20 protein-coding genes are annotated in these 22,353 nt (G+C 34.2%); 10 read left to right on the top strand and 10 right to left on the bottom strand.

Going from position 1 to position 22,353, the window contains the following annotated elements; genetic code table 11:
• Positions 1 to 25 precede the first annotated feature (25 nt).
• The 7 genes from EG348_RS08405 to EG348_RS08375 all read right to left on the bottom strand — a co-directional run bounded on the left by EG348_RS08405 (position 26) and on the right by EG348_RS08375 (position 6,382).
• Positions 26 to 739 (bottom strand): SDR family NAD(P)-dependent oxidoreductase, encoded by a 714-nt coding sequence (locus tag EG348_RS08405; RefSeq protein WP_164463265.1) that lies wholly within the window; start codon positions 737 to 739, stop codon positions 26 to 28.
• The gene (locus EG348_RS08400) at positions 736 to 1,134 is read right to left on the bottom strand and encodes a MaoC/PaaZ C-terminal domain-containing protein (RefSeq protein WP_123982422.1); all 399 of its coding nucleotides are present in this window, start codon (positions 1,132 to 1,134) and stop codon (positions 736 to 738) included. Before EG348_RS08400 ends, EG348_RS08405 begins: the two co-directional genes overlap by 4 nt.
• A complete protein-coding gene (locus EG348_RS08395) occupies positions 1,134 to 1,370 on the bottom strand; it encodes an acyl carrier protein (RefSeq protein WP_123982420.1) in 237 nt (78 codons plus the stop codon). Before EG348_RS08395 ends, EG348_RS08400 begins: the two co-directional genes overlap by 1 nt.
• Before the next feature lie 5 nt (positions 1,371 to 1,375).
• Positions 1,376 to 3,100 (bottom strand): HAD-IIIC family phosphatase, encoded by a 1,725-nt coding sequence (locus EG348_RS08390; protein ID WP_228414850.1) that lies wholly within the window; start codon positions 3,098 to 3,100, stop codon positions 1,376 to 1,378.
• A gap of 81 nt (positions 3,101 to 3,181) precedes the next feature.
• Positions 3,182 to 4,150 carry a hypothetical protein gene (locus tag EG348_RS08385; RefSeq protein WP_123982418.1) on the bottom strand — a complete coding sequence of 323 codons (969 nt, stop codon included), beginning with the start codon at positions 4,148 to 4,150 and terminating at the stop codon, positions 3,182 to 3,184.
• Between the two features lies 1 nt (position 4,151).
• On the bottom strand, positions 4,152 to 5,585 hold the full coding sequence (locus EG348_RS08380; protein ID WP_123982416.1) for an MBOAT family O-acyltransferase: 1,434 nt from the start codon (positions 5,583 to 5,585) through the stop codon (positions 4,152 to 4,154).
• 26 nt (positions 5,586 to 5,611) lie between these two features.
• Entirely contained in the window at positions 5,612 to 6,382 is a 771-nt protein-coding gene (locus tag EG348_RS08375; protein WP_123982414.1) for an O-methyltransferase, read from the bottom strand.
• A gap of 98 nt (positions 6,383 to 6,480) precedes the next feature.
• Between EG348_RS08375 and EG348_RS08370 the strand changes: the two genes are divergently transcribed.
• From EG348_RS08370 to EG348_RS08325, 10 genes are all read left to right on the top strand, one after another.
• Positions 6,481 to 7,320, top strand: a complete 840-nt coding sequence (locus EG348_RS08370; RefSeq protein ID WP_123982412.1) for a glycosyltransferase family 2 protein — start codon at positions 6,481 to 6,483, stop codon at positions 7,318 to 7,320.
• Positions 7,321 to 8,478 (top strand): glycosyltransferase, encoded by a 1,158-nt coding sequence (locus EG348_RS08365; RefSeq protein WP_123982411.1) that lies wholly within the window; start codon positions 7,321 to 7,323, stop codon positions 8,476 to 8,478.
• The gene (locus EG348_RS08360; protein ID WP_123982409.1) at positions 8,475 to 9,038 is read left to right on the top strand and encodes a DapH/DapD/GlmU-related protein; all 564 of its coding nucleotides are present in this window, start codon (positions 8,475 to 8,477) and stop codon (positions 9,036 to 9,038) included. The genes EG348_RS08365 and EG348_RS08360 overlap by 4 nt, the downstream gene beginning before the upstream one ends.
• Complete coding sequence (locus EG348_RS08355; RefSeq protein ID WP_123982407.1) at positions 9,039 to 10,190, top strand: glycosyltransferase; 1,152 nt, start codon at positions 9,039 to 9,041, stop codon at positions 10,188 to 10,190. It begins immediately after the preceding gene.
• A 10-nt stretch (positions 10,191 to 10,200) separates the two neighbouring features.
• A complete protein-coding gene (locus EG348_RS08350; RefSeq protein ID WP_123982405.1) occupies positions 10,201 to 10,755 on the top strand; it encodes a serine acetyltransferase in 555 nt (184 codons plus the stop codon).
• Positions 10,756 to 11,207: 452 nt separating this feature from the next.
• Positions 11,208 to 15,806: a T9SS type A sorting domain-containing protein gene (locus tag EG348_RS08345; RefSeq protein WP_123982403.1), complete on the top strand. Its 4,599-nt coding sequence runs from the start codon at positions 11,208 to 11,210 to the stop codon at positions 15,804 to 15,806.
• Positions 15,807 to 16,160: 354 nt separating this feature from the next.
• A complete protein-coding gene (locus EG348_RS08340) occupies positions 16,161 to 16,829 on the top strand; it encodes a carbonic anhydrase (RefSeq protein WP_123982401.1) in 669 nt (222 codons plus the stop codon).
• A 23-nt stretch (positions 16,830 to 16,852) separates the two neighbouring features.
• Positions 16,853 to 17,152, top strand: coding sequence for a hypothetical protein (locus tag EG348_RS08335; protein ID WP_123982399.1), 300 nt, complete (start codon positions 16,853 to 16,855; stop codon positions 17,150 to 17,152).
• A gap of 140 nt (positions 17,153 to 17,292) precedes the next feature.
• Positions 17,293 to 18,885: a SulP family inorganic anion transporter gene (locus tag EG348_RS08330; protein WP_123982397.1), complete on the top strand. Its 1,593-nt coding sequence runs from the start codon at positions 17,293 to 17,295 to the stop codon at positions 18,883 to 18,885.
• A 62-nt stretch (positions 18,886 to 18,947) separates the two neighbouring features.
• The gene (locus tag EG348_RS08325; RefSeq protein ID WP_123982395.1) at positions 18,948 to 19,583 is read left to right on the top strand and encodes a carbonic anhydrase; all 636 of its coding nucleotides are present in this window, start codon (positions 18,948 to 18,950) and stop codon (positions 19,581 to 19,583) included.
• A 107-nt stretch (positions 19,584 to 19,690) separates the two neighbouring features.
• Here EG348_RS08325 and pth read toward each other — a convergent pair whose 3' ends face one another.
• From pth to EG348_RS08310, 3 genes are all read right to left on the bottom strand, one after another.
• Positions 19,691 to 20,254 carry an aminoacyl-tRNA hydrolase gene (gene pth, locus EG348_RS08320; RefSeq protein ID WP_072407177.1) on the bottom strand — a complete coding sequence of 188 codons (564 nt, stop codon included), beginning with the start codon at positions 20,252 to 20,254 and terminating at the stop codon, positions 19,691 to 19,693.
• Between the two features lie 90 nt (positions 20,255 to 20,344).
• The gene (locus tag EG348_RS08315; protein WP_072407175.1) at positions 20,345 to 21,283 is read right to left on the bottom strand and encodes a hypothetical protein; all 939 of its coding nucleotides are present in this window, start codon (positions 21,281 to 21,283) and stop codon (positions 20,345 to 20,347) included.
• 102 nt (positions 21,284 to 21,385) lie between these two features.
• Complete coding sequence (locus EG348_RS08310; RefSeq protein WP_123982393.1) at positions 21,386 to 22,267, bottom strand: hypothetical protein; 882 nt, start codon at positions 22,265 to 22,267, stop codon at positions 21,386 to 21,388.
• Positions 22,268 to 22,353: the final 86 nt, after the last annotated feature.

Genomic DNA, 22,353 nt, shown 5'->3' with positions numbered 1-22,353 from the left:
CTTTATTTAGAATTCAATTAGCTGATTAATAATGTGAAGCGTCCAGAAATATATGATTTCCGTTAAAATGCTTTCCTCCGTTGATACAAAGATTAATAACTCCGGAAATATCGCTTCCTTCCAATTTCTCTTTCAACGGATAGCCGGAAAGTATTGTTTCTTTCAATCTTTCATCCATATTTTTATGGAAATCTGTAGGAATAAAAGATGGAGAAACAGAATTACACGTAATCCCGAATTTGACGTTTTCTATTGCCCAGCTTTTATTCATTTGCAACAAATAAGCTTTATTGGAGTTATAGACAGAAGTTCCCATTGCAGGCGAAGTCATTGATGAAGAAAGAATATTGATAATTCTTCCCAACTTTTTCTTGCGAAAAATAGTAATGCATTTTTGAGTAACCTGTAATGTTGGCATCACATTATTCTTAAAGTCATTAAGAATTTTTTCTGCTTCTGTTTTATGGAAATACGTATCGATAAAAGTTCCGTTATAATAATTATTGATGAGAATATCCGGGCTGAAAGCTTCAATTTCTTCAAAAAAAGAATCCATCTGGTCATTTGATGTAAAATCTATCTGAAATGCTTTCGCATTGGCAAAATTCTTTTCTATCTCTTTTGCAGCATCTGCAGAATGGCAATAGGTAAATAATACTTCATAACCCTTCTCCAAAAGAAAAAGGTTGATCTCTTTACCAATTCCGGATGAACCACCGGTTAAGACAACTTTATTCACGTCAATTCTTTTATTTGTATTTTTCCTGAAGCCACCGTTTTAAGTTCTGCATTTACAAATTTAAATTTGAATGTATTTACCTGCACCGCTTCCGACTGTTCAGAAACCACAGCTTCAAAATTTAAAATATCATTGAGATAAACCGGATTTTTAAAATTAATAGCCTGTGAAAGGATCATCACATCTTCTGTTGGTAACAATTCACCAATAAAATATGATAAAAATCCGTTCAAAATATTTCCGTGCATTACTTTTGATTTGAAGCCTTTGTTTTGGGCAAATTCATCATTGATATGCAGAGAATTTTGATCATCAAAAGTATTAATGAACCCATCATAAACAGAATCATCAACCTTAAACTGATGCTGAAATATGGTATCGAGCTGAAGTATCATTATTTAGCGATTATACAATCGATCATTTCTCCGACATTATTCCAGCTTTGGATCTCAGAAGAAGTAAAACGCACTTTAAAAGCCTTTTCCACCGCTACAATGAGTTGGATATGAGAAAGAGAATCCCATTCTTCAATATCGTCAGCTGTTGTTTCAAAACTTAAAACAATATCATCATTATCTAATTCTTCATGGAAAATGGTGGTAAGTTTTCCTAAAATTTCGTCTTTATTCATTTTTTCTAATTTTTATTAATAATGTATACTTGTTTAGATTGATAATCATCAACATTCAGAACCCATTTGTCTTCCTGTTCTTCAAATCCTAATCTTTCGTAATGATCTTTTACCATTTGGTTTTTAGCTGTTGGTAAATATTCTCCCACAACATATTTAAAACCGTTCTTTTTAGCAATTTCTACTATCGTATTTAATGTAAACTCTTCCATTCCTCTCTTTAAAACTCTACAGCTCATCAGCCATGTTTCAATAAAAAGAGTTTCTACATCCTTTTTTTCTAGGACAATCACACAAATCAATCCGTTATCTCCATATTTATCTACCAAAGTAAAAGAAATGGTATGATGATTCTCTGAATTCATAAGATCCTCAACGTCCTGCTCCGTATATCTTACTGTCCTTAAATTGAACTGATTAGAACGCTGCGTTAATTGAGAAACCCTTGGCTTTGAAAAGTTATTGAATGCCTGAACATCAGACATCATATTCATACTTTTAAGAAAGTCTTCTACGTTGGTAAAACTGTCTAAAGCAATTGCTCTTTCTGCTTCAATTTGATATTGTTTGGTTCTTTCGGCATCATTTTCAGAGAAACTTGCGGTTTCAAAAAGATTTAAACCATACAAATACTCCAGATATTCTGCCGGATCTTCCGGTAATTCGGGAACGCAAACATCAGGGAGATTTTCTCTTACAATATTTCTCTCAAAAGGATTGTCATCCAGAAAAACCATAGAATCAAATCCAATATTTAATATACTCTGAATTTTTCTGATGTTATCTGCCTTATTGTCCCAATTGGCAACAAAAACAGCAATATCATCCATTTTAAGGATCATATCGGGATGTTTTTCAAAAGGTTCTTTTGCTTTATCCTCATCATTTTTACTGCAGACTGCTATAATAACTCCTCTTTTTTGTAAAGCTTTAACCCATTGCTGAAGTTCTGTAAATGCTTTTCCGATTCCTAAACTTCCGATCTGGATTTTTTCAAGACCATCATCGCCAATAATTCCTCCCCATGTCGTATTATCAAGATCCAAAATCAGGCATTTCTTAAATTTACCTTCCACAGAAGATAAAATACTCACCATGTGATGTGATACAATTGGCAATACATCTAAAGACAATACCATTTCTGTATTCACATAAATATTCGGAGAAAACATAAAGTTCCTTCCCCATTTATTTTGAATGGAAAGTAAATCTGCAATGAAAAGATTATTCTTTTTAACCGCTAATTCTGATAATAGATAATTAAGTTTATTTTGTTGGAAAACAAAAGATGATTCTACTTTATTGGCAAAATTTCCAAAAATTTGATTATCAATACCCGCGAAATTGCAATAAACAACTTTGCTCTTTGTTCTGTTTTGAATTGTATTGTATAATTCTTCTATATAATTAATCTTATCCTGAGCAAAATTCAGCTGAGAATCATAAGATTTGTAATATTGACTTAGTAATTTATGCGAAGACTCAAAAATGATCGTATAATCAGCATTAAAGTCATAATATTCTGAAGTAGGATCTAAAATCTGACGGGAAATCTGTCCGAAATCCGCCTCAAAAACCTCCAAATCAAAGCCTTCATCAATAGCAGTACCTTTCAAAGCTATATTTAAAAACTGAGTTGCCGTATCTCCCAACAACGCCACTTTTATTTTTTTAAGCCCCTCCGGTTTCTTATTTACATTTCTCTTTAATTGTGTAAACGTTTTCATCATAGGTTTCATTTGAGGAGTGCAAAATACAATTTATATAATTTATTTACAACCTTCTGTTTATGCTTTAATTAAATGTAATATTTACTGTTTTTTATCTAAAATCTTTTCCAAATGCAGAGCTGTTTTTTCGGACAAAATTTTTGATCCTTTACTGTTAAGATGTCCTGTATCCCATCTGTTTTCATAAAGATAAAATTCTGTATATTCATCCGGGTTTACAAGACTTACTAAAGGAACTTTTAATACATTTTGATATACTTCAAGTTTTTTCGCATCAGGCTCTGCCGGTCCGGGAACCAACATAATTAACTGTATATTTTTCTTCTTACATCTTTCTGCAAGTTCATTTATTTTATTAACCAAAGCCTTATTCGGCTGATATTTATTATGATCCGCATGATAACGTTCAAGCCTGTCTTTAATAATAGCCCTAAGCTTATTTTCTTCCGTTCTCGGCACAACACTAAATTCTAAAGGAGAAAAGCCTTGATTTTTACTCACAAAATTGTTATCTGCTTTCTGAATATCTTTTTCATCAAAATATTTATTAAAATGAAAAACATTTAAAACAAAAGAAACCAGTGAAAGACCAATTTGCTTATAATCTTTATTCTCTTTATGATATTTTACTGCAAAAGCTGTGTTGTCATAATTAAAAGCTCCGAAACTTCTTTCTGTTTTAATGTTGGTTTTGGTAACCTTTATTTTATCCTGTAATTCAACAACGATATATTTAGGCTTAAAATTCTTATTATTCAAGATAAAATCTAAAGTCTGAAAGTTTTCAAGATCAAAACCTGCATTGGCTCCTAAATTATAAGATTTTACTCCTTTAATATTCTGATCAATAACTTTACAATCTATCTGATCGTTTATTTTAGAACTTCCGATGAAATACATATTGTATTCAGGATGTTTTTCAAGAAACTCCAGTTTTGCATTTAAAAAAGCGTATGAATAATTCGAATTTGGGCTAAGAGCAAGTTTTATCAAGCCGATAATAAACATTATGACTATAAATAAAATTAATCTTGAAAGAAATTTTTTCATTTTAAAACTGAAAATAAATAAATTCATTACTGCCGAAATTGGCGAAATTCAATATCAAGAACGCCACTATAATATAAATAATACTTTGTACCCATGGCTTTCGATCCTGAATCTTCAGTCCGTAATCATGTGTTCTGTTCCACCACTCAATCACAAGCATAAAAACGATAAGCCCTGACAAAACGAGTCTAAATTGCGTTGGAAACGAAAAAAGACTTTCGCTGAATATCCCTTTAATATATCCAATGGCATCGGAAACACTTTCTGATCGGAAGAAGATCCACGCAAAACAGGTAAGCGTAAATGTCATTAAAATGCTAAAAACTTCCCTGAAAGACGGAATAATTTTCCCCATTGCCACTACTTCCAAATTATGCCTGTTTTTTTCAGCTATTAACAAAGGAAGGAAAAATAAAGCATTCAACCCGCCCCAAATAATAAACGTCCAATTCGCTCCATGCCAGAAACCACTCACCAGAAAAATAATAAACGTATTCCTGATTTTCATCCACAATCCGCCCTTACTTCCACCTAAAGGAATATAAAGATAGTCTCTGAACCAAGAAGAAAGCGAAATATGCCACCTTCTCCAAAACTCGGCAATATCTCTTGAAAAATACGGAAACGAAAAGTTTTTAAGTAATTCCAGTCCAAATAATCTTGAGGTACCTAATGCAATATCAGAATATCCTGAAAAATCTCCATAAATCTGGAAAGCAAAAAGTACAGCTCCTAAAACTAAGTTGCTGGCACTTTCGGTATGATAATTATTAAATATCTCGTTAACAATTGGCGCACAATTGTCTGCAATCACCATTTTCTTGAAAAATCCCCACAGGATCTGAGCCATTCCGTCTTTTGCCGTTTCGTAATCAAAAGATCTTTTTCTCTGAATTTGAGGAAGAAGATGCGTTGCTCGTTCAATAGGCCCCGCCACCAATAAAGGAAAATAGCTTACAAATAATGCATAATCTACATAGTTTCTTTCTGCCGGAATTCGTTTTTTGTAGACATCTATCACATAAGACAAACCGTGGAATGTGTAAAAAGAAATACCAACCGGTAAAATAACTTTCAATACCCACATATTTACGCCAAATCCGAATGAACTTAATAATTCGGCAAAATTTTCTATGAAGAAATTGTAATATTTAAAAAATCCAAGAAAACCAAGATTGATCGCAATACTTAATGTCAACCAGAAAGTTGCCATTTTTTTTGTTTTGCTGTTTTCAATTTGAATTCCTGAAAAATAATCTAACCCTATAGAAAATATCAAAAGAAATAGAAAACGCCAATCCCAGCAGCCGTAAAAATAAAAACTAGCCGCCAGCAAAAGCATATTCTGGTATTTATAGTTTTTATTGAATACACGCCAGTATAAAATAAAGACAATAGGTAGAAAAATTAAAAAGGCAATAGAGTTAAAAAGCATAGAGTTTTTTTTAACGTAAATAAAAGTTACTTAATAAAAATCCCTACATATTTTCCTTCGAATTCTACAACTTTAGTATCTATGTTATTTTTTTCGCAGAAATCCTGATAAGCAGAATTGTCACCAATATCATCACTTATAAATACACCTCCTTTTCTAAGACGCTTATACATCTCGTCATAAGCCCACATTCTACCATTATAGCTCTTGTCTGAGTCATAATGCAGAACATCAAAAGAAGCACTTTCTGCAAAGATCTTCGGTAAAGATTCTTTATCTGCAAAACGGAATAGTTTCCAGTTTTTTTTAAGATTTTCGGGAACAACGCATCCAACGTACTGATCTCCGTCCTGTGCCAGATAAGGCATATCAGAGCTGTACAACGTTCCATTTCTTTTTTCAAGTGACAATAATGCGGCTAATGAAGACCAGCCATATGCAACACCTGTTTCGATAACATGCTGAGCTTTTGTAAATTCACATGCAAAATAGATCAATTCCAGTGCGCCTGCACCTCCCATTTTAATAGGACAATCTTTTTCTCTTTGCTCAGAATTTCTTAAAACCTCCTGGAAATCTGTTTTGAAAGAACTCATCTCAAACCCAAAAAGTTGGGAAATTACTTCCTGTTGAGAGATGGATTTGGACGCAGCCCATAAATTGGTTTTGTCTTTTCCTTTGAAGGCATTACCCCTGTTTACGGTATTTTTAACAATTTTTCTTCCTAATTCGGGATAAAGATCGGGCCTTTTAAGATAAGCCAGAAATGTTTTGAGAACTCTTAGTATTTCATTCACTGTGTTAAAGTTTAAGCAACAAAAATAAAGATTTTTCTGTAATTTTTAATTTTTATCTTTGTGAAAAATTTATTAATTCAAAAAAATACTGTTTCTCGATGAAGTTTTCTATCCTGATTGCCAATTACAATAATGGGAGATTTTTCAAAAAATGCTATGACTCCATTATTACTCAAACTTATGATAATTGGGAAGCTATTATTCTTGATGATACTTCGACGGATGATTCTTTGGAGATTATAAAAAAGATAATCGGAGAAGACACTCGTTTTAAAATATATCAAAATGAAGAAAACAGTGGTGTTGGCATTACAAAAAGTAAGTTAATTGAATTGGCAAACGGTGACATCTGCGGATTTGTAGATCCTGATGACGCTGTTGTTCCTAATGCACTGCTTTCGAGTATCAATATTTTCAAAAAAGATAAAGCGGTAGTTCTCACCTATTCAAAATATATGAAATGTGATGAGAATCTTGAACCGATAGAAGTTCCTAAATTAGCAAAACAGGTTCAGAATAATGATCCGTATTTTTTTAATTGCCCTGTACGAATCGTTCATTTTGTAAATTTCAGAAAGGATATTTATAATCAGACCGAGAAAATGAATACTGTAATGAAAATTGCAGAAGATCAGGATCTGTATTTAAAAATGTACGAAAAAGGAAAAGTTAAGTTCATTGATGAAGCAAACTACTTTTACAGAACACATTCCGGAGGAATTTCTCAGAATGACAACAGACCTGCGTCCCGTGAGTATTTTGCGAAAGTGATTTTTAATGCTATGAAACGCAGAAATCTTAAAACTATAAATGGCAGACCCATTCCGAAAGAATACAGCAGTTCTACCGAGATTTATAGTTTATTGGAATATCAGAATTCTATTATATACAGAATAAAAGGAAAACTAAAAATATTTTTACAACAAGTCTTTAGTTAAATGATGGTGAATAAAAAAATAAAAGTCCTTTTCAGGCACCGTTCCATGGAAATGGGAGGGGTAGAAAAGGTAATACTAAGCATGCTAAACAATCTTGACAGCAACAAGTTTGATATGACCATATGCTTAAACATGAATCAGGGTGAATTAAGGAATGAGTTCCCAAAAAACATTAGAAAAGTATACCTCACAGAAGGAAAAGAAGATTTTTCTAAAAATTCTGTAATTCAAAAAGTCCAGCTTGCAAAGAGAAGGTTAAAACTAAAACAGGCAGAAAAAAGCCCGAAAATAGCAGATGCTATTTTAAACGAACAGTATGATGTAGAAATTGCACCTACTTATGCTGCGTTTTCATCAGTTTTAAATTCAAGTAATAAAAATTCAAAAAAAATTGGCTGGTTTCATTCTGATGTTACCGTTCCGAAAATGAAACCTTTGTTACCGGATATTTTAAGGCAAATTCCTCAGTTTGATTATTTTATTTTCGGTTCTCAGCAGACAAGAGATATTTTTGTTGAAACTTATCCTGATATAAAATTACCGGAAAACCAAGTTATTCTGAATGCAATTCCTATTGACGAATTAAAGCAGAAAGCAAAAGCATACCAACCGGAATTACCCAATATTCCCGTTTTTGTGTCTGTCGCCAGATTACACACCAGAAAAGGCTTTCATAAGTTAGCTGAAGCTCATGCAAAATTATTAAAAGACGGATTTGATCATCACATTATTGTAATCGGAGATGGTGAAGAAATGGATAACTTAAAAAAGCAAGCTGAAAATCTGGGCGTTACCAACAGTTTTCAACTATTAGGCTCCATGATGAACCCTTATCCTTACGTAAAGAATGCCGACTTCTACATTCTACCCTCAGAATCAGAAGGATGGCCATTAATTATTGCGGATACTCTGATCCTTCAAAAACCAATCATTGCAACCAATGTAGGTGGAATCCCCGAAATGATCGATCATGAAAAAACAGGATACCTCATCGACTATGAAGTAGATGAAATGTATGAATCGATGAAAAAATTCTTAACAGAACCCGAACTTGTTTCCAATATTAAAAGAAATCTTGAATCTATTGAAGACCTGTTTGATAATCAGAAAATATTTGACTCAGTAGAAAATATAATTTTAAAACTAACACAAAAATGATGTTATTATACAGAATCATACTAAAAATACGTTCCCTGTATCAAGATATGATTAAAAATGTTGTCATTAAAGTTGCTATCAATCAAGGTTTAAAAGTTGGTGATAACCTATATGTACAAGGTATTCCCAATTTTGGATCAGAACCTTTTCTTATTGAAATGGGAGATAATGTAACCATCGCCGAAGGCGTATCCTTTATCAATCACGGAGGAGACGGACGAGTAACAAAAAGAATTGAAAAATACAAAGACGGAAGAACCTTTGGCAGAATAAAAATCGGCAATAATACTTTTATCGGAAAAGGCGCTGTTCTGCTACCCGGAGTTTCCATTGGCAGCAACTGTATTGTTGGTTCCCTGAGTGTTGTAAGCAGTTCTGTTCCCGACAATACAATTTATGCCGGAGCACCTGCAAAATTCATTTGTACAATCGAACAGTATGGTGAAAAATTATTAGCAAACACGACTGTTTATCCTCTCGAGCTGGAAGCAGACCGAGCAAAACTGGAAGAATACCTTATTAAAAACCTCCCTCATACCTATAAACCAGTAAGAAAATAAATGTTGAAAAAAAAGAAAATCCTCATTCGAATAGGCTCTCTTCGTCATGGCGGTGCAGAAAAAGTGCTAGTCACTTTTCTGAAAAACATCTCGCCCGACAAGTATGAAGTTGATTTATTGATCAACCTTTACTCCGGAATCTACATTCAGGAAGTACCTTCTTGGGTAAATATTTATTATTTACTGAAAGGAGAAATGATCACAACCAACAGACCTCAGGATATTCCTGTAAAAGCTGTTAGAGTTTTGTATCAGAAGATGTTTTTATGGTTTCCTTCCCTGCTTTATAAATTTGTTTTAAAAAACAAACAATATGATGTAGAACTGGCTGCTATCCACGGCATGTACAGAGAAATATTATCCAGCTCTCAAAAAGATTCAAAAAAAATAATCTGGGTTCAGAATGATATTTTTAATCTGAAAGAATATACTTCTGACGTTATAAGAGAATTTTTCAAGTTTGACAAAATATTGGTCATTTCCAACAAATTGGAAGAAGAAATGCACAAGCTTGCCCAAAATGAAGCTGAAAAGCAATCTGTCATCAAAATTTTCAACCCTATAGATAAAGAAGATACACTGAAAAAAGCAAATGCAGTTGTTGATGACTACCCTTTTGACAATAATATCCCTACTTTTGTAAGCGTAGGAACTGTTTACCCTCAAAAAGGCTATGACAGGCTTTTGCAAGTTCATAAAAGATTGATAGACGAAGGTTTTCTACATCAGCTTTTGATTATTGGTGACGGATATGATTTAAATAATATTCAAGCCTTACTTGATCAATTAGGACTGCAGAAAACAGCAAAAATGTTAGGCTTTAAAAGTAATCCTTATCCATATTTGAAAAAGGCAGATTTTTATATCATGTCTTCTCGCCACGAAGGATTTCCTACCATCATTGCAGAAGCGCTTATTCTTAATAAACCGATTTCCGCAACAGATATTTCAGGAATTAAAGATCTGTTACAGGATGGGAAATTAGGAACAATAACTCCAAATTCTGAAGACGGGATTTATGAGGGAATGAAAAAGTTTCTTACCAATAAAGCCCTTGCTGAAGAATATAAGAAACAAATAAATAATACAGATCTGCCTTTCGTTTTAGAAAAATCTGTACAAAAACTTCAAGAAATAATTGATGAAGTATAAATATTAAACTATGCCGAATTATTCCATCATACAAAAAGATTTTTACCGCGAAAGTGGAAAATGGCTCTCCAGATTCGAAATTTGGGCAAAATGCATTAATCCGAACCTTCATTTTATTTATATTTTGAGAAAAACTCAAAAACATATGAATAAACCTGTTTTGGGAGTATTTTGGAGAATTGTTTTAAGGCATTATCAAATAAAATATGGTTATCAGATCTATCCTGAAACCGAAATTGGGGAAGGATTTTATATAGGACATTGGGGAAGTCTGGTGATCAACCCTAAAGCTAAAATCGGTAAGAACTGCAACATCGCACAAGGGGTAACCATCGGACAGCAAAACCGTGGAAGATTCGTAGGTTTTCCTACCATTGAAGATGAAGTCTGGATTGGTACAAATGCTGTGATTGTAGGCGGAGTAACGGTCGGGAGGAATGTTTTGATTGCTCCAAATGCCTATGTTAATTTTGATGTTCCTGCTGATTCCGTAGTAGTTGGAAATCCTGGAAAAATTTACTCAACTAGAAAATCTACAATGGGTTACATCAATAATAAAGTATAGAAAAATCATATAGATTTATAAATTCATATAACTTTTTCAATAAAAATTTACTTCTCTATTGCGGGAAGTTATTTTTTTGTTCATTTTTGTGAAAAGTAATTTTAACTCAAATCACTGAATTTGTATTTTAAATTACATACAATAAAAAAACACACGCAAAAAAAACATTAAATACACCAACCATGGAAAAAAAATTACGTTCAAACTTGAGACAATTTTCGATATTGTATCAATCTACATTTTCTCTGAAATCTTAATTTCACCGGAAAATACTTTTAAAACTTAAGCTTACTTCAACGCAAAAACTGTAAATCTTTAATACAATCAAAGATGGAATTTATTTTATCGCCCACATAGGGAATGAGAATATTCTGTCTGTTCAATTGATATTAAATATTTATTAAACGTTGTCTTAAATATTTCGAAAAAAAACACTTTTTAATTTTATACGTATGAAAAAAAAATCGACACTACAGATTTTTGCTGCAGTACTCTGTATTGCATCTTCTCATGCTTATTCGAGGACGACATCCGTCCCTAAGCCAAATGAGAAACCCATTGGCTCCAAATTCAAAACACCTACTCCACCGAGTACTTTTGATCTGGATCCTCTGATCGTCATTTCACAGAATGTGAATGAAAAAGGACTGGTTGTAATGAGCGGAATGCTCAACAAACCATTCACAAACAGCAACATCCTGCTCTCCATTAAGTATCAGAATGCTCAGGGAGAATGGATTACCGGCTGGTGTAAAACATTATACTCCTACAATCAGTATAATGAAACGCTGAAAGCTACTTTAGAATTACCCGCATCTGTAAACCCGACTTACAATTTAAAAGTTGAGTTAAGTTCAGATTCGGCAAGCAATTTCACAACTGTAGCCTGGAACAAAGCCGTAACGCATTACAAAGCCGCAGATTATGCTGCTGTGAATTGTGATCTGGATGAAAATGAGTACACCATGCTTTTAACACCTAAAAAAGAGGGTACCTTAATTACAGATGCCAACGGAAAAGTTACAGGTTTAAAAGACAGAGTAACATCTGCTTATTCTTGGAATAAACTCAGCAATGTCTTAATGAATAATAAAAAAGACGATGTAGTTTTTGCCCCGACCAATCCTTCAGATGTAATAACGGAAGCTAGTGGCGCAAAAGCTGTAAAATTGGTAAATACAGGAGCTATTACTAATACGTTAGGAACAACTCCGGAATTTATTTACAATGAAGCAGCGGGACACCCGATTCCTTATCTGTACAGCTATGATGATCCAGTATACATGTTTGCAGGTAAATTTTCAGCTAATGGATTTTACATGAAATTCAGTCAGTGGCCGGGAGATGCTGACGGACCCGGATATCATAATTTTAAAAATCCGGCTTATTTAGAAAGCAGATATTTTAATTTATACAACAGAATTTATAAAAATTTATCTGAATTTATCCCGGATCAGGAACCTGTAGTTATTGTTTCAAGTATTGCAACAGGTTTACGAGCTTATAAAAGTGACGGTACATTTATTGACCTAACACCAAACAGCACAAGCAATTACGGAGCTCCTTACTTTGGATACACAAACAATGTTGCAAGAAGAGGCCCTGGTTCTGAAAACCTGTCAATATCTAACACTACAGAATTAACATTGTATGGTGTTGGTGCACTGAGAAATGATGTTTCAACTTCTTATCAGACCAAAAGATCATTACAAGATATTGAAAGAGAAATTTCAAAATTCATCAAGTATACAGGTGTTTTTGGAAATACAAATTCATATAATAATGATGCTTCCGAATGTTCTACGCAATGTTTCGCCATCAATGCGGGAGCGCTTCCGGACAACAATGCATTAGATTGGGCAAAAGCACCTAACAGTTATATTTTCGAGCCTAATCAGGACAGTGACGGATTATATATTCCTGTGAAAAAAGCTTATAAAATGTGGAATTCCGATTCTCGCATGGGAGGAAGCCCGATTCCTACAGGTACCATAACTGCTGATGTGTATTGGGAAGATATCCAAGGTTTGATAAAATCAGGAACCAACTATAGCTTAGAAATTGTAGGTTCAGGCGAAGATGCTAAAATCAAAGTTCCGATCAACAAAACTAAAGAAGGAAACGCCGTAATTGCTTACAAAGTAAACGGAGAAGTTTTCTGGTCTTGGCACGTTTGGGTAACAGACAATCCTAGAAACGGATCAACTTACAAAAGTTTTGATGGCATTAAAAGACAAAAAAGCGACGGAACTATAGAACCAATTCCAAGTTCAGATTGGGGATGGATGGACAGAAACCTTGGCGCTTTAAGCAACACCATTACGGGAACCGAATTTAATAAAAATGGAGGATTACTTTATCAATGGGGAAGAAAAGACCCTATTCCACCATTAGTTTACAAAGGAAATGATTTCTATGAAGCTTCAGGATCTGTCGGAAGAGTGAGACATAGGCAATCAAGAAATATGGCTAACGGAGCAACAAAAATTGATAATTTAATCAAAACAGTATTGTTGTCGAATGCAACTGTATCAAACAATATTCGTTTGTCTGTTAAAAATCCTTTAAGCTTAATTTATGTAAACAAAGATGACAACTCTGCGCAGGCACTTTACAATAACAATGCTAATTTACAGGTAAACTGGTTCGGAAACTCATCATCGCTTTCTTCAGATAAATTATCAGAATTAAATCTATGGTCAGATAATTCAAGAGGAATGCTTAATTCCGTAAGCAATTACAACGATGACAATAATGCAAATCCTTATAGAGATAAATCATCATTTGATCCATGTCCTAACGGATGGAGAATACCTTCAATGCTTGTCGCAAACTTAGGAAATACAAGTTATATTGATGATTTGAGAGTGGATTTTAGTCCATTCGGAATTAAAAACAACATTGGTAAAAATGTTTTTGAAGCCAACAAATATCACATCATTAAACCTAATGACAGCAATACTCCAAGTTATATGAAAGGGTTTAAGATTTACAATAATGTTGGGGTAGATCTAAGCAATGTCGGCGGAAACAACATGGGAATTTTCCCAGGAACCGGAATTCTTGTAAGAGGATATCATGAAGGTCAATATTCAGATCAGCATGAAACGTATTTATGGACTGCAACCATGGCAAAATGGTTCGATACTACTCCTGCCGTTTCGGCTAGAAGTTTCCGTATGATTCCGGACAGAGATCAGCCGGATACACCGGATTCTTCTTTACCGGCAATCACAGGAAGATATCAATATTATCCTGTAGGTGGTGGTGCAACCTCTGGAGCGAATGGATGTAGATGTATCAAAGATCCTTTATACGTTGTAAATCAATATGACTTCCCTACAGAGTTCTTCAATGATGATGTTGAATATGCAGAAGGATTGAACAATCCAAACTCCTATTCTATCGTTAAAAATACGGTTGAATCTACAATTCAGATTCCTATCAGTAAAGCATTCTCTGCGCAGAGTAAATTGTTGAATAATACTGATATTTTAAATGCAGCAAATTTCAATAATCTGAAAGCTAATGTATTGTGGTCAACCAACACAAGTTTGATCAGCAATATTTCACTTTCAAATACAGCTCCGGGTTCATTATCAGCTATTTCAAATACAAATATCACTGTTAAGATCGCTCCGAACCAGTCTGGTAATGCTGTCGTTACTTTACATAATGGAAGTATCACGAATCCAATTTATTGGAGCTGGCATATCTGGGTGACAAACACACCGATCACATCTGTTGTTTATACAACAGAATTACCTAATCAAGCAGCTGTAAATTATATCAATTACATTAAGCCTGGCGAAGTAATAAAAACTGAAATAATGGATAGAGATTTGGGAGCAAATCAAGCCATTGATGAAGCCAATAAAACAACTTCAACAGCCGGATTACACTTCCAATGGGGAAGAAAAGATCCACTGCCGGTTTTTGTAAATGCAAATAGAAATTCAGCTCCGGTTTATTTAGGAACAGCGCAGGCGAATGGTACGATGACTTACACTACTCTAGCTTCTGCAACGTATTATTCAGATGCATATCTTAAAAAATATCCTGATTATTCGGTTCAGTCTAATGTGTTGGCTACAGATAAAACTTCAGATAAGATCAGCAAAGTTTTATCATATTCTGTGAAAAACCCAATGATCTTCATGGTTCCAACAATGACAACCAAATCAGCAGATCTTAATCATACCAATGGTGCTGACTGGTTGGCCAGCGAACCAAATTTAGCTCCGGAAAGATGGGGAAGAGGAGGAAAAAAATCACCTTTTGACCCTTGTCCGGAAGGATGGAGAATTCCAGACTTAACAGGTGTTGCCAATACAAGTGTAGGTTCATCTCCTTTTTATAAGCCAACAACGGGAATCAGTATTCCTAACAATTATGGAGGAACAAGAATCAACAGAACACCATATAGTTCTGCTGCAATTGGTTACTTATTTGCCAATCCTTCATATAATATCGGAAGTTTTGTAAATTCTGGAGTAAGAGGTGGCAGAAATACAATCGAGGCCTCTCCTGCTGCGCCGGATTTCAATATCATTGATTACACGTATGGTGGTTTTTGGTTAGGAGCCCTTAACTCAAATTATACAGGAAGAGCTTTAAGAGTAGAAATCCAGAACAATGGAAATTATCTTACTCCGTTTAGCAGTAATGCTGACCCATATTTTGCTCAAAGCTGTCGTTGTGTTAAGGTAAAATATGACGAGAATGGCAATGAATTAGGCCCAATTCCAAGATTACAGGTAACAGATGCTACATCTGGAGAAGCTAAAACCGTTTTAGCAAAATCTATCATCGAGGAAAAAGTGGCTCAAAACAAACTTGAGTTTTTCCCGAATCCTGTGAAGAGCATTCTGTACATCAAAGGAAATGATAAAGCTAAAGATTACTTTTATCAAATCTATAACATGTCCGGACAGCTTGTAAAATCGGGTAAGTTTGAGAATGAACAGACCGATCTTTCTTCTCTTACACAAGGAGCTTATTTAGTAAGAATCAACAACTCCGAAACTATTGTGAAAATTATTAAAGAATAATAATTGATATTCTGATTTTTTTTAATCGTCTCAGTCTTGAGGCGGTTTTTTTGTGATATTTAATAATATTTTAATTTTCAAATTTCTTTTTTTTCTTAATAGTTTGTATTTTTATCTTCAGTTTTTTGATAGTTTGAATTATTAAAAACATAAAATATTGCTCTAAAACAAAGGAAAACCCATCTATTACAGGTATTCCACATGATTTTAAGCATATTTTAATATTAAACTTTGTTAAAAGTGATTGCTATTTAGACAAAAATTATATTTTTGCATAGTTATTGATTTAATCTATTGAATTTGAAAATAATTTAAACGAAATAAATAATTAAACCTTTTATAAAATTTTAATTTATGTCACAATCGTACGAAGTTATTTTCGAAAACAATAAAAAATGGGTAGAATCAAAAGTTGCCAATGACCCAACGTTCTTCGAAGAATTAGCAAAAACTCAAAATCCGGACTTCCTGTATATTGGATGTTCAGACAGCAGAGTAACAGCAGAAGAATTAATGGGAACGCAGCCGGGCGAAGTTTTCGTAACAAGAAACATTGCCAATGTAGTTAATACTTTAGACATGAGCTCAACAGCAGTAATTCAATACGCTGTAGAACATTTGAAAGTAAAACACATTATCGTTTGCGGACATTACAACTGTGGTGGTGTAAAAGCAGCGATGACTCCTCAGGATTTAGGATTATTGAATCCTTGGCTAAGAAATATTCGTGATGTTTACAGATTGCATCAAGCTGAGCTAGATTCTATCACAGATGAAGGTAAACGTTATGACAGACTTGTAGAACTTAATGTTCAGGAGCAGTGCATCAACGTGATCAAAATGGCCTGTGTACAGGAAAGATACATCTTAGAAGAGTATCCTGTGGTTCACGGCTGGGTTTTCGACCTTAGAACAGGTAAGATCATTGATTTGGAGATCGACTTTGAAAAAACATTAAAGGACATCCAAAAAATCTACAACCTTACAAGTTCTGATTGGGTAATGAGTAAAAAGAAAAGTTAAATAAACTTTTTAAAATTTTAGGGATGAAATTCTGGAGTATTATTGTTTTAACGTTTTTCCTGAACTTTACAGCGCTGCCAAGCATTGCTGCAGTATTCGGTTGGGAATTACAGAGAACCAATATTATCATCAATGAAGAAGAGCCCCATTCTCATCCCACCTCTTTTACTGTTTACGAAAAAACACTTCCAAAGACTTTAAATGTATTCGATTATGTAAAGTTTTTTGAGCCTGATCTTTCAGGCAGATCTTTTGTACTGATAGATGACGACTTTCACATGTCGCCCTTACTCACCATATTTTCTCCGCCTCCGGAAGCTTAATTTTTAAGTATAGCTAGATTTTTTAATAGTATTCATATCAATTTTTGGTATAGAATAAACACGTGCTTTAAAAATTAAATTTCCAATCTTTATAACTGGTCATTCACAGCCGAGCAGTTATATCACAGCATTTTCATATCATGAAAAACACATCATTAATAGGAGGAATTAAGGAGAATTTCCCTTCAGGACTCGTTGTATTTTTAGTTGCACTTCCGCTATGTTTAGGAATTGCATTAGCATCAGGAGCTCCGCCCTTATCCGGTATTATCGCTGGTATCGTGGGTGGTTTAGTAGTAGGAACGATAAGTAACTCGAATATTTCGGTCTCCGGTCCTGCTGCAGGTCTTACAGCCATTGTATTAACGGCCATTACGGATCTGGGTGCATTTGAACTTTTCCTTTGCGCAGGAATGATCGCGGGAATTATTCAGTTAATTTTAGGATTCGTAAGAGCAGGAAGTATTTCAAATTACTTTCCCAATAACGTTATTGAAGGAATGCTTGCCGCAATCGGGATCATCATTATTTTAAAACAAATTCCGCATGCATTGGGATTTGATAAAGACTATGAAGGTCATGAATCTATTTTTGATAACGGACTCAACTTCGGCTACTTTACAGAACTTTTCGGAGCTATTCATCTGGGAGCTATTGTTGTAACATTAGTTTCTATAGGAATTCTTTTGGCCTGGGATAAAATTCCAGCGTTGAAAAGAATGAAAATGCTTCCGGGAGCTTTGGTTGCCGTAGTTGCAGGTATTTTACTGAACGAATTTTTCAAAATGACAGGAAGTTCATTGGCGATTGCTCCTCAACATTTAGTTGTTTTACCAATTCCTCAGTCTCTTGATGATTTTAAAAATTTGATTGTAACGCCTGACCTTAAGGGATTTACCAATCCAAAAGTATGGATCGTAGGAGCAACGATTGCTATTGTAGCTTCTATTGAAACGTTACTTTGTATTGAAGCATCCGACAGATTAGACCAACAAAGAAGAATTACAGATACCAACCTTGAATTGAAAGCTCAGGGAATCGGAAACCTGATAAGTTCATTCATTGGCGGGCTTCCGATGACTTCGGTTGTAGTAAGAAGTTCTGCGAATGCAAATGCGGGTGCAACATCAAAACTTTCAGCGATCATTCATGGAGTTCTGTTATTAATTTGTGTACTTTCGATTCCGATGATTTTAAATTTAATTCCATTGGCTACATTGGCTGCGGTATTACTTTTAGTTGGTTATAAACTTGCAAAACCGGCAACATTTAAGCATTTCTGGCATTTAGGAAAGTTCCAGTTTATCCCTTTTGTGGCGACTGTTGTGGCTGTTGTTGCGACCGATCTATTAAAAGGTGTCGGAATTGGTTTAGCAATCTCAGTTTTCTATATTTTACAAGGAAATATGAAGAGAGCTTACTATCTGAGCAGAGAAAAACTGAACGATGCAGACGGAATTAACATCAAATTGGCTGAGGAAGTTTCATTTTTAAATAAAGCAGCTATTAAAAAGACTTTAAGAAATATTAAACCTAATTCTACAGTGATCATCGATGCCCGAGGAACTTCATATATTGCGACAGATGTACTGGAAATGATTCAAGATTTCGCGAATATCAGGGCGAAAGAAGAAGACATTAATGTAGAACTTTTAGGCTTTAAAACTTCTTACAAAGATTATGAGACCAATGAAGATTCTCACATCTTAATTACACATAGAAGAGCAATGTAAGCTCATTTATCAACAAATATATTTTTTTTAACTTTAAAATAAAATTCAAATAAACATATCATATGAAAGCACATACATCCGAAACTCAGTCAACCATTACTCCTGAAAAAGCATTAAATTTTCTAAAAGAAGGAAACCAAAGATTTGTAAACAATCTGAAGGCCAACAGAGATCTTTTGGAGCAGGTAAATGCTACGCGTGAAGGGCAATGGCCTTTTGCAGTTGTTTTAAGCTGTATCGACAGCCGTACTTCTGCGGAACTTATCTTCGATCAGGGACTGGGAGATGTTTTCAGTATTAGAATTGCGGGTAATTTTGTGAATCAGGACATTTTAGGTTCAATGGAATTTGGCTGTAACGTAGCAGGTTCTAAGCTTGTTGTAGTTTTAGGACACACAAAATGTGGCGCTTTAAAAGGCGGTCTTGATGCAGCACAAATTGAAGGATTAGGAATGGATAACTTAAATCATTTAATCAATCATTTTGATCCAATCATCAATGAAATCATCGAAGAAGGTGAAGATCGTTCATCAAAAAACAGCGCACTTTTGGAAAGATTGAATCAGCAAAATGTAAAAAGCGCGATTGAAGATATCCGTAAGCAAAGTTCAACCCTTGCAAGACTTGAGGAAGAAGGTAAAATCAAAATAGTTGGGGCCAACTATGATGTTGAAACCGGAGTTGTAACTTGGTTATAGGAGACTTAATTCACTATTATATAGTTAGTTAATTTTTAGATTATATTTTGAAAAAGACCGCCGATATTTCGGTGGTCTTTTATTATTTTCAGGCTTTAATTAGAAAATCATTTTCCGTTAAAAGCAGACATTGTATTATTAATTCCTGCGAAAACAAATGACAGACAGGCTTTAGAGAATTTTTCTATTCTTTCGGGAAGTTTTTCGGCTTCTTCTTCATTCCATGTTCCGAGAACGTAATCTACCTGTCTCCCTTCTGAAAACTCAGCAGAGATTCCAAAACGAAGTCTTGCGTAATTTTGTGTCTGCAGAACTTCGTTGATGTTTTTAAGCCCGTTATGACCTGCGTCTGAGCCTTTCATCTTCATTCTTAATGTCCCGAAAGGCAGCACAAGATCATCTGTGACGATCATTACATTTTCTAAAGGAATATTTTCTTTCTGCATCCAAAATTTTACGGCGTTTCCGGAAAGGTTCATATAAGTATCCGGCTTTAAAACCAATACTTTTCTGCCTTTATATTTACCTTCAGCCAGCCATCCGAAGTTGGTAGTTTTGAATGAAGCCTCCAATGTTTCGGCTATTTTTTCGGCTACTTTAAATCCTATATTGTGACGTGTATTTTCATATTCAGGGCCTTTATTTCCAAGACCTACGATTAAATATTTCATTGAGAAATTTTTTGCAAAATTAAGAGATAAAAAATAAAAAACTCAATCCGGTGAAGAATTGAGTTTAAATATTATTAAAAAAATTATTTCTTATAAAGGTTTATAAATAAAATTGATCCCAAATCCTTTTTTAACGTAAGTCTGCGCATCATAAGTATAGTCTGTAGAGAATACATCCGGAGCAGGAATTGGCAACGAAAGATCTGTTACCGATATTCTTTTAGGATTGTTCGGCGAAAGCATTAAACTTCTTATATCCTTATAATCTGTTGATATAAGTGCAGATATTTTGTAAGCAGTAGGCAACAGCGTATAAGCGCTTATCTGAGTATCATAGTTTGAATAGGCATAACCCAATTTTTGAGTTGGTGTTCCAAATACTGTTCCTGTCGTTCCTATCATCGCCCCATAATATTTTACAGCTTTAGAGATATTATCGCCTACATATTCGTAACCTACTTTTGTATATTTTGTGTAAGCAAACGGAGTTCCTGAAACATCATCACCATTTTTCATAATGATAGAATCAAGCTTAGCTGTAGATCCGTTATATTTTAAATTAAAAATACTTTTCGTTTTTTTGAAAAGAGATTTTACTCCTAAAGTTGCAGGAGGAATCGGCGCCGCTCTTCTGAAGATCGAACGGTTTTCTGAGATAGACTCTAATCTTCCCGTATTACCATATGTAAACAATTGAGAAAAAGCGATACTGTCCTTCTCCAAGTCTCCATCTCCGTCCATATCAAGGAAACCACGGAAATTGATAGTGCTTACCTTATCACCACTGAACATTACATCTGTAATAGATGCACTGTCTGTAATTACTTTTGATAAAAGCAATCCGTTATAATGATATTCGGCAATTGTATCGGCATCTGTAATTTCTCGGTACAATGCTCTAGGGCCTATTAAGCCGCTATTGTTATTTATATCTACTAATGGATCTCCATTTTCATCCAACATATCTTTACAAGAATGTATTGCAGAAAAACCTGCCAATAGTAAAACAAAATAGAAAAGTCGTTTCATTCCTTAAGGGGGATTATTTATTTTCCCAAAAATATAATTTTTTTTTGAATAAAAAGTATATATCTGCTCACATTATAATAAAACTAATAATTTAGACCGTTATTATAATGCTTTATAAACATAATTTATGGAGTTAGTCTGATCTGAAACAGGATAATTCTGAGTATCATATTGATACGTTAAATTTACAGAGATTGCTGGTGTTGGTGCCGGATATGCAAAATTCATATTTCCAACGTTGTTTGATGATAGGTTATAGAAATTAGCAGGATGTATTAAACTATACATCAAGAAAAATGTTTTAGGAAGTGTTGTATAAGGATTGATCTTCGCATCATAATTTGTAAAATTGAAAGTCGTCGCCAACGAAGAACCCGCCTGTGGATTTCCACTACTATCAGTTACTCCCATTACAGAAACTACTTTTGTAATGTTATCACCGGAATACGTTAATGTATTTTCCGTAAAGTGAGTATACGTAGGTGTTACCGTTCCTATTTTCTTCTTCTCGATGATCTTTGTGATCTTTCCTGCAGAATCATAGGTATAAAAATAATCACTATTTCCTATAATTGTAGATCCCGTCAACATATTAGATGTTGTTCCGGAAATTCTCCCGTTCACGTCATAAGTAATATTAAATTCATAGCCTGGGCTATTGCTTGCACTACCTACAAATTTTACTTTAGAAATTTTTGTTCCGGTATAGGTTGGTGTGCCTGTAAAGAAAGAATTAGGAGCGCTTGCGTCTGTAAATATTCCTTTTTCCAGAACGCCTGCTGTTGAAATAAATTCCTGTTGAGTAGTACCTCCGCTAATGATTTTATTTAAAATTCTCGGCCCAGTAATCGTGGCTCCGCCGCCGTTATTATTTGTGTTGGTTGTTTTATTTTGATTGATAGGATCATCTGTTGTGTTGTCACAAGACACCAGAAATCCGAAAACAAGCCCTAGAAGAGCTTTAAATAGAAAGTTTTTACTCATGGTTAATGATTTTAATGAGCCCAAATATAATTTATTTTCATAAATAATAGCTTAAAAAATAACATATTCATAAAAAATACTATTTA

Origin of the sequence: Chryseobacterium sp. G0201 (assembly GCF_003815655.1) — a bacterium.
GTDB lineage: Bacteria > Bacteroidota > Bacteroidia > Flavobacteriales > Weeksellaceae > Chryseobacterium.
The sequence above is the reverse complement of the archived record's forward strand: the minus strand, read 5'-3'. Positions and strand labels throughout refer to the sequence as shown.